The sequence below is a fragment of the Oxalobacter vibrioformis genome (genome assembly GCF_027118995.1).
In the GTDB taxonomy this organism is placed as follows: Bacteria; Pseudomonadota; Gammaproteobacteria; order Burkholderiales; family Burkholderiaceae_D; genus Oxalobacter; species Oxalobacter vibrioformis.
Genome location: NZ_CP098242.1, coordinates 1,343,323 through 1,358,537, shown reverse-complemented (window position 1 = coordinate 1,358,537; position 15,215 = coordinate 1,343,323). Strand labels below are relative to the sequence as shown.

15 protein-coding genes are annotated in these 15,215 nt (G+C 51.4%); 8 read left to right on the top strand and 7 right to left on the bottom strand.

The genetic code is table 11. The features are described from left to right. Positions 1-6: 6 nt before the first annotated feature. The 7 genes from NB640_RS06690 to NB640_RS06660 all read right to left on the bottom strand — a co-directional run bounded on the left by NB640_RS06690 (position 7) and on the right by NB640_RS06660 (position 6,549). Positions 7-1,161, bottom strand: a complete 1,155-nt coding sequence (locus NB640_RS06690) for a D-alanyl-D-alanine carboxypeptidase family protein (RefSeq protein ID WP_269310416.1) — start codon at positions 1,159-1,161, stop codon at positions 7-9. An 84-nt stretch (positions 1,162-1,245) separates the two neighbouring features. Then, complete coding sequence (locus tag NB640_RS06685) at positions 1,246-1,869, bottom strand: alpha/beta hydrolase (RefSeq protein ID WP_269307972.1); 624 nt, start codon at positions 1,867-1,869, stop codon at positions 1,246-1,248. An 80-nt stretch (positions 1,870-1,949) separates the two neighbouring features. Further along, positions 1,950-3,080 (bottom strand): VanZ family protein, encoded by a 1,131-nt coding sequence (locus NB640_RS06680; protein ID WP_269307971.1) that lies wholly within the window; start codon positions 3,078-3,080, stop codon positions 1,950-1,952. Between the two features lie 12 nt (positions 3,081-3,092). After that, entirely contained in the window at positions 3,093-3,716 is a 624-nt protein-coding gene (locus tag NB640_RS06675; protein WP_269307970.1) for an ABC-type transport auxiliary lipoprotein family protein, read from the bottom strand. A gap of 17 nt (positions 3,717-3,733) precedes the next feature. After that, on the bottom strand, positions 3,734-4,612 hold the full coding sequence (locus tag NB640_RS06670) for an MlaD family protein (RefSeq protein WP_269307969.1): 879 nt from the start codon (positions 4,610-4,612) through the stop codon (positions 3,734-3,736). Positions 4,613-4,615: 3 nt separating this feature from the next. After that, positions 4,616-5,425: an ABC transporter ATP-binding protein gene (locus NB640_RS06665; protein WP_269307968.1), complete on the bottom strand. Its 810-nt coding sequence runs from the start codon at positions 5,423-5,425 to the stop codon at positions 4,616-4,618. Beyond that, positions 5,422-6,549 carry an MlaE family ABC transporter permease gene (locus tag NB640_RS06660; protein ID WP_408637915.1) on the bottom strand — a complete coding sequence of 376 codons (1,128 nt, stop codon included), beginning with the start codon at positions 6,547-6,549 and terminating at the stop codon, positions 5,422-5,424. The genes NB640_RS06665 and NB640_RS06660 overlap by 4 nt, the downstream gene beginning before the upstream one ends. Before the next feature lie 224 nt (positions 6,550-6,773). On the opposite strand from NB640_RS06660, the gene NB640_RS06655 reads away from it, so the two are divergent. From NB640_RS06655 to atpB, 8 genes are all read left to right on the top strand, one after another. Next, positions 6,774-7,574 (top strand): biotin--[acetyl-CoA-carboxylase] ligase, encoded by an 801-nt coding sequence (locus NB640_RS06655; RefSeq protein WP_269307966.1) that lies wholly within the window; start codon positions 6,774-6,776, stop codon positions 7,572-7,574. Between the two features lie 8 nt (positions 7,575-7,582). Then, the gene (locus tag NB640_RS06650; RefSeq protein ID WP_269307965.1) at positions 7,583-8,380 is read left to right on the top strand and encodes a type III pantothenate kinase; all 798 of its coding nucleotides are present in this window, start codon (positions 7,583-7,585) and stop codon (positions 8,378-8,380) included. Further along, positions 8,374-9,066 (top strand): SPOR domain-containing protein, encoded by a 693-nt coding sequence (locus NB640_RS06645; protein WP_269307964.1) that lies wholly within the window; start codon positions 8,374-8,376, stop codon positions 9,064-9,066. Before NB640_RS06650 ends, NB640_RS06645 begins: the two co-directional genes overlap by 7 nt. 160 nt (positions 9,067-9,226) lie before the next feature. Beyond that, positions 9,227-9,868 carry an MBL fold metallo-hydrolase gene (locus NB640_RS06640; RefSeq protein WP_269307963.1) on the top strand — a complete coding sequence of 214 codons (642 nt, stop codon included), beginning with the start codon at positions 9,227-9,229 and terminating at the stop codon, positions 9,866-9,868. Positions 9,869-10,101: 233 nt separating this feature from the next. Beyond that, positions 10,102-12,204: an NADH-quinone oxidoreductase subunit L gene (nuoL, locus tag NB640_RS06635; RefSeq protein WP_269307962.1), complete on the top strand. Its 2,103-nt coding sequence runs from the start codon at positions 10,102-10,104 to the stop codon at positions 12,202-12,204. A 38-nt stretch (positions 12,205-12,242) separates the two neighbouring features. After that, entirely contained in the window at positions 12,243-13,730 is a 1,488-nt protein-coding gene (locus tag NB640_RS06630) for an NADH-quinone oxidoreductase subunit M (RefSeq protein WP_269307961.1), read from the top strand. 283 nt (positions 13,731-14,013) lie between these two features. Beyond that, complete coding sequence (locus NB640_RS06625; protein WP_269307960.1) at positions 14,014-14,364, top strand: ATP synthase subunit I; 351 nt, start codon at positions 14,014-14,016, stop codon at positions 14,362-14,364. A gap of 2 nt (positions 14,365-14,366) precedes the next feature. Continuing rightward, a complete protein-coding gene (gene atpB, locus NB640_RS06620; RefSeq protein ID WP_269307959.1) occupies positions 14,367-15,206 on the top strand; it encodes a F0F1 ATP synthase subunit A in 840 nt (279 codons plus the stop codon). The last annotated feature ends 9 nt before the right edge of the window (positions 15,207-15,215 follow it).

The window sequence follows — 15,215 nt, the reverse complement described above, 5'->3', positions numbered from 1 at the left end:
TCTCCTTTATTTAAACCACAACTGGACGGTATCCCAGATCCGGCCGAGGAAGCTGGCAACATTCACCTGTTCCAGCGCAACCACAGGCAACTCCGAGATGACCTTGCCATCCAGCGTCATCTTCAGCGTACCAACACGGCTGTTTTCATCAATCGGCGCCACCAAAGGCTCTTTGCGCTCCAGCACCGATTTCAGACGGGAAGCGGCTCCTTTGGGAACACTGACATAAACATCAAAATTAAAACCGACCGGCAGCTTGCTTTTTGAGCCTTTCCAGACATCCAGTGTGGCAATAACCTGCTTTCTGTCAAACAATTTGACGGTATCGAAATTCTCGAAGCCCCAGTTCAAAAGCCTCAGGCTTTCCTGGGCTCGCATCTGATCCGAACTTGCACCAATGACGACGGTCATCATGCGCCGTTCACCCGTTGCGCTTTCCCGTTTGGCCGAGGAAATCAGGCTGTATCCGCCGGCTTCGGTATGGCCGGTTTTCATGCCATCCACTGTCGGGTCCAACCACAGCAGACGATTGCGGTTACGCTGGCGAATACGGTTGTAGGTAAATTCGCGAACCGAATAAATCTTGTACAGCTCAGGATAGTCACGAATCAGGTTGATTGCCAGGATCGAAAGATCATATGCTGTGGAATAGTTGTCCTTGTCCGGTAGCCCGTGCGGATTACTGAAATGCGTGGACTTCATCCCCATGCGTTCGGCTTCACGATTCATCAGCGCGACAAAAGCGGCCTCATCACCGGAAACCGCCTCTGCCAGCGCCATGGCCGCATCATTGCCCGATTGCACAATCAGGCCATACAGCAGATCCTGGATTTTGACCGGTGTACGCGGTTCAATGAACATTTTCGAGCTGCCCTTGTCCAGTTTCCATATCTGGTCTGATGCCGTCACCGACTGGTTAAGGCTCAATCGCCCTTCCTTGATGGCGCTGAAAACAAGATAAGCCGTCATCAGCTTGGTCAGCGATGCCGGCTCAATACGCTTGTAGGCATCCCGTGACGCCAGTATCTGTCCGCTGACAGTGTCAAGAAGGAGCCATGACCGGGCAACGATTGTCGGAGGTGATGCGGTTTGCGCGTGGGAAACCGTTATGACACTAAAAAACAGTAATAGCGCCAAAAAGAAAGAGGGTGTTTTTTTCATCATGTTAAACATACCGACGAAAGTCGGGATCACCTTTTCGCCAAAAATCAGATACTTGTCGTAAAGGACTGCATTGTACCAAAATCAGCGCTGCCACATGGCATCAATAATGTCATGAATATGGTGCAGCTTGCGATTAAAGAGGTGATCCGCTCCTGTAACGACAACAACCGGCAGATCCTGCGGCCGCGCCCACTGGAAAAGATCCGGCAGCGGAACAATGTCATCGGTTTCACCATGAATCAGCAGTGTATTTTTTGGTACCGAATCCAATGCCCATTTCCCGGCGGTTGCACTGACCAGCACCATGCGCTCCGGAGGAGCCCCTTCAGATGCCATTTTCTGCTGCAGGAGAGAAACGACATAGGTACCAAAGGAATAGCCGCCGAGAACAACCGGCAATCCGGGATACTGTTTTTGGGCATGCTCAAGAACAAGCGCCATATCATCAGCCTCTCCCACCCCCTGGGCATGCGCCCCCTGTGAACTGCCGACACCACGGAAATTCATTCGTACCGTCACATAGTCCAGATCAACAAAAGCCCGGGCCATGATCTGTACCACCTTGTTATCCATGGTGCCGCCATAAAGCGGATGCGGATGCCCTAAAAGCGCGATGCCAACCGGCTGATCGGCCGGCAGATCCAGCGCACACTCAATCTGGCCGGCAGGTCCGGCAATATGAAATTTTTTTGTGTTTGCATTCATCTGAATCTGCTTCTCCTGATAATCATCAGCCTTCGCCGATGTGCCAGCGCCCTGGCAAAGCGCTGGGGTGACGGTTCATGTTACTTACTATACCGCAGGTTGACGATCGAGCGGAATAAAAACCAAAGTGCCATAAAAGGCCATATCATCGCCATAAAATGGGCCGCGCCGTTAAAGTTCAGGAATTTCCCCTGGGACCAGGTCTGCAGCGTCGAGACAAAATACTGATTGTCCGGCAGGATATTCACTGTCACCAGGCAAATCAACAGCATATAAATTGCCATTCGCCGCTGAACCGGCGCTGGGGTGAAAATCAGACCGAAAAGCATCAGAAAACCGACCAGCAAACCGCCGATAGCACCGGGAGTCAACCATACCAGCGCATTTTTCGGCTCAAAAAAGAGCGCACAGGCCATCACCTTGAACAACAGCGCAAAGGCAAGCATCAATCCGGCCAGCAGAATACGTGGTGCGGTTTTCTGCAGGACACACAACAAAATCAGGATCGCCCCCGTCAGTCCCGTTGCCGTAATAATGGTCTCGGAAAGCCAGTACTGCTCGGCTGTCAGTTGAACACCGCCCATCACCTTGAGCGAAAGGTCAACCGGATACCCCAGAAAAGCGGACAGCCACTCTGACATCACCGGAAAAATCTCGCCATGGCCGAAAAGGTAATTTTGCGGATAAATCTGTGCCAGTGGCCACAGCATGGGGATGATCAGCACGCGACTGGACGTAAAGCGCAGCCAGCGCTGGATGAAGTAATGCATACGGTCTTCCCGGAAGATAAGCTGCGAGAGGACCGTGCCGAGAAAAGCGCCGATAAACGTTCCTCCGGCGTTGGTCATCAGATCCAGATTGGAAGACACACGGCTTGGCAGGTAAGCCTGCAATCCTTCCATGGCAAGAGACAGCAGCGTGCCCGCAATCAGGGCAAAAATAAACGCCTTGAAGCCTCTTAACCGGGGAGATACTGCTGTCGCAAGCAAAATACCCAGTGGAACATATCCGGCAACATTGATGAGGACATCAAACCAGGTCCAGTAGCGCGGTAACGGCGCATACAGGTAGGCAAGAGGAAAAATACCCGCAAACTGCCAGCCGGAAAAAGGATAAAGACTGGCATAAACAATCAGGAAAACATAAACCAGTAACGCCGCCCGCAAAAAAGAAGACGGCCGGTGAAACGGCGGGGAGCACGGCTGTGACATTACTATCCGGATTTATCCTTTTTTATAATTTTCCACAATCCAGAGCAATATCTCGGCAATCACTTCATCCGTTGCAACGGACAATGCTTTTGTGCCTCCCGGTGCATCCGGGGTCGACGCCGCTACCGCATGAAGAAAACTCTTCTGCGCCACAAGGCCATCCTTGCCCAGCACCGAAACCCGCAAAGCAATTCTTCCCTCACTGTGTGAGTCATCGGTAAAATACTGGCTGAAATCCTCAATGTTAACGATCAGCCGCAACTGCCCCGCTCGGGGCGCCCTTGCGCCACCAATCTCTCCTCCGGCCGAGACTATGCGGGATTTCAGGCGATCACGAAACTGCTTGGGGGGAGATTCATTCCAGCGACTGAGCGTGTAAAAACGGGTCTGCTGGTCATTCACATGCGCCAGCCGATAATACATTTTGGTATTGTTCAGCCAATCTGAAGCGTTAACCCGGAAAACAACCAATGTTGGCATATCATCCGGCAACAGCCGGTCAGACGGCATCGACGATGACGGGCCAAGATCATACAGGGTGGCAGGCGGCTGCGATGACTGGAGCGCACAACCTGACAGGAACAGGCAACAGGCTGCCAACAGGCTGGAAAAGAAAAGATGGCGTGGTTTCATCATGGCAGTTTCCCCGCAGATTAGTTTGATGAGGCACTGTATCCGGCTTCACCCGGGCCGGGCGCAGGGCCGGGTGCGCCAAAAAGCAGGCCGGCTGGCCGCTGGCTGAACTGATCAAGTGTTGTATTGATTGATTGCAGTGAGGTATGCAAATCCTCTGCCAGTGACTGCAACTGTGTCATCGACTCCCCCGGATTACTGCTACCGACAAAAGAAGTCAGGTTCTGGCTCAAATCGCCCAATTCGGTAGAAAGCGCCGTCACCGAATCCATCATTCGCCCTGTCTTGTCAGCCACATCAGGCAATTTGGCCAATGTTGGCTGAAGATCACGGGAGGATTTTTCAATTTCGGTTGCCGCCTTGTTAATGCTTTTCAGCGTACTGATCAGCAGCTCCTGGTTTTCAGGTTTGAAAAGCGATGCCATTTCTTTCGTCAATTTCTGGGTTTCATCCAGTATGGCATTGGTCTTGGTCTGCAAATCCGCCATCAGCCCTGCGCGCATCTCGATCTGGGCAATACGCGCCTCCGAACTGGGCAGCGGCTGGGGACGTGAACCATCATCGTTGAGTTCAACATAAGCGATTCCTGTCACCCCCTGATAAGCCAGCATGCCAAAGGTGGATTCGGTCATGGGCGTTTCAGGACGAACACCGAAATACACCAGGATCTGCCCGGGAACCGCTGTGTCAAAACGGATTTCAGACACCTTGCCGACATCAAGACCCCGGTAGCGGACAGCTGCCTGCGGGCTCAAGCCGGCAACCGACAGCCTGGTTGCCATCACATAGGGAATCATCTCTGTTTTATCCCGGTTCAGCCACCACCCACCCAAAAGGACTGCCGCCAGCAATGCCAGCGTAAAAAGCCCTGCCATCAGCGCATGAGATTTACTTTCCATTATTTATCCTCCTGTCTGCCCAGGAATCACCAAATCCGGCACACCTGCAAGGGCACGCTTACCGCGATCACCCAGAAAAAACTCATGAATGAAAGGATGATCCACTTTTATTACCTCCTGCGGCGTTCCGTTTACAATAACATGCCTGTCTGCCAGTACCGCAATATGAGACGATAACTGCAAAATGGAGTCCAGATCGTGCGATACCATAATAACTGTCAGATCCAGCTCATCATGCAGGGACTGTATCAGCTCGACAAAGCTGTCCGAGAGCAGCGGGTCAAGGCCCGCCGTCGGCTCATCCAGAAAAAGCAATTCCGGCTCCAGTGACAGCGCTCTTGCCAGCGCGACTCTTTTTATCATCCCGCCTGAAAGGTTAGAAGGCATTTTCATGGCATCACCGGGTTGCAGACCAACCATCTGCAGTTTCAGCAAAACCGATTCTTCAATCAATTTATCCGGCAGTGCCCGCAATTCCCGCATGGGCAAGGCAACATTTTCCATGACAGACAGGGACGAAAAAAGCGCGCCCTGCTGAAACAACACGCCACACCGGTTATACAACTGTTTTTTCTTTTCATTCGTGGCATTGGCAATATCCATGCCCAAAACCGAAACGGTTCCCTGACTCGGCTTTTGCAAGCCCAGCATTTCTCTTAGCAGGGTCGTTTTGCCGGATCCCGATCCGCCGACCAGTGATACGATATCCCCCTGCTGTATAGTCAAATCCAGGTCCTGATGAACGACATTATCCCCGAACCGGGTCCACAGCTTTTCAATCTGGATCACATTGTCGGCACCATGTTCACTCATGACCACCCCACATGCTGAAGCACGATGGCAAAAACGGCATCCGCCAAAATCACAACGGTAATGGCGGTAACAACCGCACTGGTTGTCCCCTGTCCAAGACTCTCCGTATTAGGCTTGATTCTGAGTCCGAAATGACAGGAAACCAACGCAATCAAGGCGCCAAAAACGATGCCTTTGCCCAGGCCAATCGCCAGATTGGCCGGAGGAACCGATGCCGGCAGAGCGGAAATAAAATAGCTGGCTGACAGCCCGATGGAGGCCTGGGCTGCCATCATGCCGCCAATCAGCGCCACGATATTTGTCCACATCACTAAAAGCGGCATCACAACAGACAGGGCCAGCACTTTCGGCAAAACAAGCCGGAAACCATGTGACATGCCCATGACCTGCATGGCATCCAGTTCTTCTGTCACGCGCATAACGCCTATCTGCGCTGTCATGGATGATCCCGAACGGCCGGCGACAAGAATCGCGGCAAGCAAGGGGCCCAGTTCACGGGTAATGCCAATACCCAGCAAATCCACAAGATAAGGGTCGCCGCCAAAATTATGCAGCTGTTGCGCGGACAGATAGGAAAGGACAACACCAATCAGAATACCAACCAGTGCCGTAATACCAATAGCGCGGCTCCCAGCATTATAAATATTGGCTGATATTTCTTTCCAGGGCCCCCGCAGTGGATTTTTGGCAAACTGGTAACAGTCCAGCATAAATTGCCCCGTCAGGGTAACCAGATCAATAAAATGGCTGTGAAGGGTGCTCCACAATCTTTTCGCCATGGTGGCAAGGCGGACCGGCTCTTTTTTAACCTGGCTTAAACTCAGGTCGCCCGCCTTTTTCAGACGATCAAAAAGCACCTGATGTTCAGGATGCATTGTCAGGTGTGAAGGCAACTGGTGTCCCCAGGCATCCCACAAAAACTGCGCACCGATATAATCCAATTCTGATATCTGCGACAGATCCCACGAAACATCCTGCTTTCCTGCAACGGTTTTCATGGTTGAGCGGATGACAGGAAGCGCTCCTTTGGATGCAAGCGATTCCACCCGCCAGCAACCGCTGGCCATTACCTGGTTTTTTCCTGCGACCTGAAGTTTCGGGGCCATTGCCTTACGCATTAGCATTCCTTCTATTTAACGATGCCCTGTCACGTTTGCAACACCGCAATCCACATTTTGCTGACTGTAATGCATTTTGTGAGGGTAACATAACGGAATAATCAATTACCGCTCAAATTCATGTGTTTGCTGTGATGATAATGGTTGAACGCCTGATCGGAAAGTTTCCAGCATGTAAAATAACCCCATTTAAGAAAATAAAACCGCTGTCCAATCCGTATTTCGCCCTTATGACTGAAGCCATCAGCGCCAATCGTATCGCCGCAGGCCTTGACCGGCAAGCCAGGAAAATTGCGATTGAAATTATTGATGAAACCGGCTCGACCAATACCGACCTTCTGAAACGCGCTTTTGCCCTTTCTTCTCCCACAATGCTTCTGGCACGACGCCAGACAGCCGGCCGGGGGCGCGGCGGTAAAGTCTGGCATTCAGCACCTGATGCCTCACTGACATTTTCACTGGCATGGCCTTTTCTGCGTCCGGCAGCCGAACTGGCTGGACTGTCATTGGTTATTGGTGTTTCTCTTGCCCGTTCGCTGCGGGAACTGGGTGTTCTTGTCACACTCAAATGGCCAAACGACGTATTAAAGGATGGGAAAAAACTGGCCGGTATCCTTGTCGAACGCTCTTCCGAGCCAAACAGGCAGGCCCCGGATAAAAATTGGGTTATTATCGGAATCGGAATCAATCTGCAACTGCCAGATGAGCTGGAAACACAAATCAGCCAGCCGGCTGCAGAAGCATTGTGGCTTTCCAATATGGATAAAAATCTTTTGGTGGCCACTTTGCTGAATCAACTGGTGGGCACTTTTACGCAATTTGAAAGCGATGGTCTTGCCGCGTTTGTGACCTCATGGAACGCGCTGCATGCGTATGACCGAAAAAAGGTCATCGTATTTCGGGATGGCCAGCCAAAACACTCTGGAATGGTTGTCGGCATTGACGAATATGGCCGGTTGATTCTTGAGGAAAATGGCAACCGGACGGCTTTCAGTGCCGGAGAGGTTTCCCTTCGACAGGATAATGAATAGGGCAGACGATGCTTTTGTTGATTGATGCAGGAAACTCGCTGATAAAATGGGCACTTGCACCAGCCGACATGTCTGCTGGCACCGGTCCGGCATCCTGGCTGCATGCCGGCGAAACACCGCACCATGAAACCGACACACTGTATGATTTGTGGCAGCAGGTAAAACCGGAACGCGCTGTTAGCCGGGTTTTGATTTCGAATGTCGCAGGCATCACAGCAAAAGAAAGACTCACAGACCTCATCAGGAAGCTGCAGCCTGAGCCGGATAATATTGCATGGTTTGCTTCCGCCCCAGTACTTGCCGGCGTGAAAAACAGCTATGACGATTTTTCCCAGCTTGGCAGCGATCGCTTTGCCTCACTGGTCGGCGCCCGCTCGCTTTTCCCGAATGAAAATCTGGTTGTCGTGACCTGTGGCACGGCAACAACCATTGATACACTCTCTTCTGATGGCGTTTTCATTGGCGGGATGATCCTGCCGGGCCTTCGCCTGATGGCCAATTCTCTTGCCGGGAATACGGCACAACTCCCGGATATTGGGCAAATGACGGAAAATATACCGGCTTTTGCTACCGATACCATCAGCGCCATTCGTAACGGATGCATGACGGCTCAGGCTGGGGCCATTGAGCATGCCGTCACGGTGCATGCAAAACCTCTCGGCAATGTCCGGTGCATTCTGTCGGGCGGCGCGGCAAAACTGGTCATGCCCTATCTTTCTATCCCGGCCCAAATTGTGGATAATCTGGTACTAATCGGCCTGCATGCGGCAGATGCCCAACAACACGCATCGGATCCCTTATGCTGAAATTTTTCTTCTGGATATTACTTGCTGCCAATATTGTCCTGTTTGTCTTTCAGCAAACCTATTATGACGCGCCATCACCGGGTAAACGTGAACCGGAGCGCTTAAACTATCAATACCGTGAAGATCAGGTCCGCCTGCTCTCGGCTGATGAAATCAACCGGGCCATTGCCAAGGCCAAAATCGCCCATCAGGATATCGCGGCTGCCGGGCGTTGTGTTGAAATCGGCCGTTTCAGTAAATCAGAAGCAACAGGCTTTGAACAGCAACTCCCTTCGCTTTCCTTGAATCCCGAAGATATCAGCCTGACACCGGTACAGGAAAGCAGTACTTATATGGTTTTTGTTCCCCCATCAGCAGACCAGAAAGCGGCGGAGGCAAAAATCACCGCGCTGAAAGAAAAGGGAATTGAAAGCTATTACCTGATCAAGGACCAATCCAAATTGCGATGGGCTATCTCGCTGGGCGTTTTCAAAACCCGGGACGCCGCCGCCAATTATGCGGCGGAAGCAGAAAAAGCCGGGGTGAGCGATTTGCAGATTGCGCCTCGCGGCACGGCGGTGGAAAAACTGGTTTACCGGCTGAACAATCTCAATGAAGAACAGCTAAGAGCGCTGGAAACGATTCTGGGCCGCTTTCCGGGCCAATCCGTGCAATACTGCCCGGTTGCGCAGGAAAATCCGGCATGAAAACGCTGCGTTTTCATACAGAATGAACAAGTTGTGGCAAAATGTGGTTGCGTAACCGGTTTTGGCCGGATTGGGCATCTCGATAAAAAAGCAGAGTACGCATAATGCATTCTCCTGCCAATAAATAACACCCTTCCCTCAACTGTTTTTTTTAATCGATATGAAATTTCAGATCATACCCGTTACCCCTTTTCAGCAAAACTGTACCCTGATGTGGGACGAAAACACCAACAAGGCTGCAGTCGTCGATCCGGGCGGTGATGTTGCAAAAATCGCAGCTGCCATTGAGCAGCGTGGCTTAACCCTCGAAAAAGTGCTTGTCACCCATGGTCATCTTGACCACTGTGGCGGCGCAAAAACGCTGGCCGACCAGTTTGGCGTACCGATTGAAGGCCCGAATGAAGCCGATGCCTATCTTCTGGATGAACTGGCAACCAGTCAGACCCGTATGTGGGGCCTGCCGGCAGGTGCGCCATTTACCCCTGACCGCTGGCTGAACCAGGGCGATACTGTCACGGTCGGCAATGAAACACTCCAGGTATTTCATTGTCCAGGACACTCTCCCGGGCATGTAATTTTCTTTCATGCCCCAACGAAAGTTGCCATTTCCGGTGATGTGCTTTTCGCCGGATCAGTCGGCCGGACAGATCTTCCCAATGGCAGTTTCAATGCACTGGTCAAATCCATTCGTGAAAACATGTACACGCTCGGAGATGATGTCCAGTTTATTCCGGGCCATGGCCCGGTCTCAACAATTGGCAGTGAACGGCGGGGTAACCAGTACGTTCCGGACAAAAAATAACAGGCTTTGGCAAGCTGCCGGATACCTTTATTTTGCTGACAGGCTGATGCGACAAACTGCATCAGCCTGTTTTTTGTTGGCGATTTGGCGCCTTTCAAACGAAATACACGCCCAAGAAGTCGCCAATTTGGTATCATGACAGATGGACGTGTCAAACCATCGGATGCCCATCACGTAACCATGAAAATCCCGACGGACATGTCCTGGATTCTTCGATTTTATTCAGCTTTTTCATGACAGGACAAATGAACGCTTACCTGCTTTTGGCGGCACCTCTCGCGCCACTGGCAGGAGCCATTTTTGCCGGTCTGCTGGGAACAGGCTTTATCGGAAAGCTCCGGCACTCCCGCCTGTCACATCTGTTTACCATTTCAGGTGTGCTGCTTTCCTTTCTGATCTCCTTGTATGCGCTTTACTGGACAGCGCAGGGAGAAATCCTTAACCAGCCCATATACAGCTGGGCGGCTTCAGACGACTTCCGTGCGGATATCGGCCTGATGGTCGATGGCCTGACAGCACTCATGATGTGCGTGGTCACATTCATCTCACTGATGGTTCACATCTACTCTGTCGGCTACATGAAAGACGATCCCGGCAACAGCCGCTTCTTCGCCTGCATCGCTTTTTTTACCTTTGCCATGCTGATGCTGGTAATGGCCAACAACTTTCTTCAGCTTTTTTTCGGATGGGAAGCGGTCGGGCTGGCCTCCTATCTTCTGATCGGGTTCTGGCATGAACGGCCGGCTGCTGCCACTGCCGGCACAAGAGCGTTTCTGATCAATCGCATCAGTGATGCCGTCTTTCTTGTTGGTATTGGCCTTTTGTTCTCAACCGCAGGCTCTCTTCAATTCAATGATCTTTTCGCTGCACGGCACGAAATCGCCGGCATGACACTGCCAGGCACTGACTGGAACATGATGACGGTTTCCTGCCTTTGCCTCTTTGTCGGGGCGATGGGAAAATCCGCCCAGTTCCCCCTGCATATCTGGCTGCCGGATTCCATGGAAGGGCCGACACCGGTTTCGGCCCTGATTCACGCCGCCACCATGGTCACCGCCGGCATCTTCATGGTGACACGCCTGTCCCCGCTGTTTGAGCTTTCCGAGACGGTCCTGTCATGCATGCTCATCATCGGTTCCATTACGGCGCTTTTCATGGGGCTGGTTGCCATGGTCGGAAATGACATCAAGCAGGTCATTGCCTACTCAACCATCTCCCAGCTCGGCTACATGACCATCGCACTGGGCACCTCGGCCTATTCTGCCGCCATTTTTCACCTGATGACCCATGCTTTTTTCAAGGCACTGCTGTTTCTCGCCGCTGGCGTCGTCATCCTCAGCATGAATCACGACCAGGATATCCGGAATATGGGCGGACTCCGGAAATACATGCCTGCCACCTGGATAACCGCACTGATCGCCTCACTCTCTCTTGCCGGTGTTCCGTTTTTTTCCGGGTTTTATTCAAAAGACAGCATTATCCTTGCGCTGGCAAAAGGCCATCTTATTTATGGCAGCCGTTTTGCGCTCATCGCAGCCTGCCTGGGGATTTTTGTCACCGCCTTTTACACTTTCCGCCTGTTTTTCCTGGTTTTCCACGGCGAATCCCGTTTTGGCAGCATACGTCCCGATCCAACAGCCGAACATGAAAAACCAGGCCCGCACGAGCATATGGGACTCTTGCCGGGTGAAACCCCGCACAATGCGCCACGCATCATGACGATCCCCCTCATTGTCCTGGCTGTTCCCGCCCTGTTGATTGGCGGTATAACCATCGGCCCGATACTCTTTGGCGATTTTTTTGGCTCCGCCATAACTATTGATGCAACCAGGCACCCGGCCATGCAAAACCTGGCCGGGAATTTCTCCGGGGCCTTTTCCATGGCAATACACGATCTTTTGTCTCCCACCTTCTTCCTGCTCATCGCAGGAACAGGCGTTGCTGTATATTTTTATCTGCGCAACCGGGAGGCGCCGCAAAAACTGGCAAAGAAACTGCCGGCGCTCTACCGGCTTTTGCTGAACCAGTATTATCTTGGCTGGCTTGAACAAAAGCTGCTGGCAACAGGCGCACAGCTATCCGAGCGCCTGTTTCTGTTTGGCCAGCTTACCAACTTCAGTGAAAGATTCGTGACGCGATTTGTCCTGTTTGTCGGCAATGTCCTGTGGAAACTCGGAGAAATCCGGTTTCTGGACGGCCTGATCGTCACTGGCAGCGCCCGGCTTATTGCCGGTTTTTCCGGTATCTTACGGCGCATGCAGTCCGGATACCTGTACCATTATGCCTTTGTCATGATAGTGAGCCTGCTGTGTTTCCTGCTTTACTTTTGCCGATGATGTTTTATAACGCACCATTCTGAAACGAAATACCGACCATGCTTTTAGCCAATCTGCCCGTTTTAAGCCTGACCATCTGGTGCCCGATTCTTTTCGGGCTCCTGATTCTCCTGGCCGGGAAGCGTACCGGCCCGGCTGTTTCGCGCGCGATTGCGCTGACCGGGGCTGTACTGAGTTTTGGACTCTCGCTTTTGCTTGTTGCCGGATTTGACAGCAGCAAATCCGGCATGCAGTTTGTCGAAAAAGTCTCCTGGATAGAACGCTTCCAGATTTGCTACTCTCTGGGTATCGATGGTATATCGCTCTGGCTGGTTATCCTGACGGCGTTTATTCTGTGTATCGTTGTGCTTTCCGCGTGGGATTCCGATAAAACCGATCTATCCCAGTATCTCGGGGCCTTTCTGATTCTTTCCGGCCTGATGACGGGCACCTTCTGTGCGCTTGATGGGCTGCTTTTCTACGCCCTTTTTGAAGCCACGCTGGTCCCCATGTTCATCATTATCGGCGTATGGGGCGGGGAAAAACGGATTCCTGCGGCGTTCAAGTTCTTCCTGTATCCCTTCTTTGGCTCGCTTTTCATGCTGGTCGCCATTATCTATTTATATCTTCAGACCGGCAGCTTCGATATTTTTGCCTGGCAGGCCCTTCCGCTGGCACTTCATATCCAGATTCCGCTTTTTATCGGCTTTTTGCTGGCTTTCGGCATCAAGCTGCCGATGTGGCCGGTGCATACCTGGCTGCCGGATGCTCACGTGGAAGCCTCCACCGAAGGGTCTGTTGTTCTGGCTGCCATCATGCTCAAGCTTGGCGGGTACGGTTTCATCCGTTTCATGCTGCCCATTACACCGGATGCCTGTCGTTACCTCTCCAGCACCATGATCATCCTCTCACTGATTGCTATTGTTTATATCGGCTTTGTGGCCATGGTCCAAAAAGACATGAAAAAACTGGTTGCCTATTCATCGATTGTGCATATGGGCTTTGTCACAATGGGATTCTTTCTCTTTCAGCAGGTCACTGTTGAAGGCGCGATGATCCAGATGATCTCTCATGGCTTTGTCTCATCCGCCCTTTTTCTTTGTATCGGCATCCTTTATGACCGGACGCACTACCGGCAGATTGCGGATTACGGCGGCGTCGTCAATACCATGCCCCGTTTTGCCGTACTCTTCGTCCTGTTTGCCATCGGCAACTGCGCCCTGCCGGGCACATCCGGGTTTGTCGGCGAATTCATGGTCATCATGGGCATGGTCAAGGCCAACTTCTGGCTGGGCGCGCTCACCGCATCCACACTCGTCCTGGGTGCAGCCTACTCTTTATGGATGGTCAAGCGCGTGGTTTTCGGTCCCGTGGAAAGTGAGCACGTCGCCAGGCTCAAGGACATCAATCGCCGGGAATTTTTTATCCTGGGGATACTCGCCGTGTTTGTTGTCCTGATTGGCGTTTATCCGGCCTATCTGATTGAAACCATGCAGCATTCGATCAGCGATCTCCTGCTTCATGTCGGAAACTCCAAACTGCCCTGAAAAACGCCTCTTGCAACAATCTTTATTTCCGCGCTTTTTCCGTTAAAAATTTGCTAATAAATGCTTTTTCCCCTATTTACGCGCTACCCCTTTCGGAAAACCGCAATAGTCGGCAATATAAATTGTTTTATATGCAAAAAATTGCCGAATTGTGTCATTGACTTGTTTCATTTCGCGCACGTATAATTCCAGAGTTTGATATAGCGCAAAGGAAAAAACGCCGCCTTTTTGAGGTACTTGTCAGCAATAAAATGCAGGGTCTTTTCAAAGAGCAGAAATTAATATGAAATGGGCCAAAGTCATTTTATGGCAATTGATTATTACCGGTGGTGTAACCCTGCTTGCAGGGCTGGTAGGCGGAACTCAGGCGGGTATATCAGCCATATTGGCAGCAGGAAGTTCCCTGATACCGAATATTGTGATGTTTGTCGGACTTGAGCTGAATGATCAGCTATTTAAAAAATCCGGCTTTGCAGTGCTTTTTGTTTTGCAGTTTGTCAAATTTGTAACGACCATTATTTTAATTGTGTGCATTTTTTGGTTATACAAAGACGTTCACTGGTTTTATTTTCTGGTGAGTTTTGTAATAACCCTGAAAAGTTATATTTTTTTACTGTCTAGAATCAAGAGCTAAAAATGGCTTCAGCCTCAACCCAATCCCCCACTCTGGCAGAGTACGTATCCCACCATCTCCAAAACCTGGCTACGGGATCTCAGGAAAAGCTGATTGACTTCAGTATTTTTCACCTTGACACGTTTTTCTGGTCGGTATTTTGCGGCGCTATCGGCTGCCTGATCATGTACCTGGTTGCAAGAAGGGCCACCTCGGGCGTTCCGGGACGACTTCAGTCCATCGTCGAACTGCTTGTTGAAATGTCTGACAATCAGGCCAAGGCCCAGATTCATGGTGATCGCCGCTTTATTGCGCCACTTGCACTGACCCTGTTTGTCTGGATCTCCCTGATGAACTGCATGGACTTTTTACCGGTTGATCTCTTCTCCCAGGTTTTCCACTGGGTCGGTCTTGACCAGTATATTCATGCCCACCGCGCCGTGCCCACAGCAGACCTCAACGGCACCATTGGTATTTCACTTGGCGTTGTGGTTCTGATGTTTTATTTTGGTATCAAGGTCAAAGGCCTGGGCGGCTTTTTACATGAGCTGTTCTGCGCCCCGTTTGGCCCGATGCTTGCTCCATTCAATTTTGCATTGAATCTCATCGAGTACCTCTCCAAAATGGTATCGCTGGCGATGCGACTCTGGGGCAATATGTATGCAGGCGAGCTGCTCTTTCTCATGATTGCCATGCTGGGAGCCTATGCCGCATTGTCACTTGGTGGATCCTTCCTGTTCCTGGGCCATGTTATTGCAGGAACAATCTGGGCCATCTTCCATATTCTCATTGTGTTTCTTCAGGCGTTCATTTTCATGATGCTGACACTGGTCTACCTGGGTCTGGCGCACGAAGGACATTAATTAGGATTC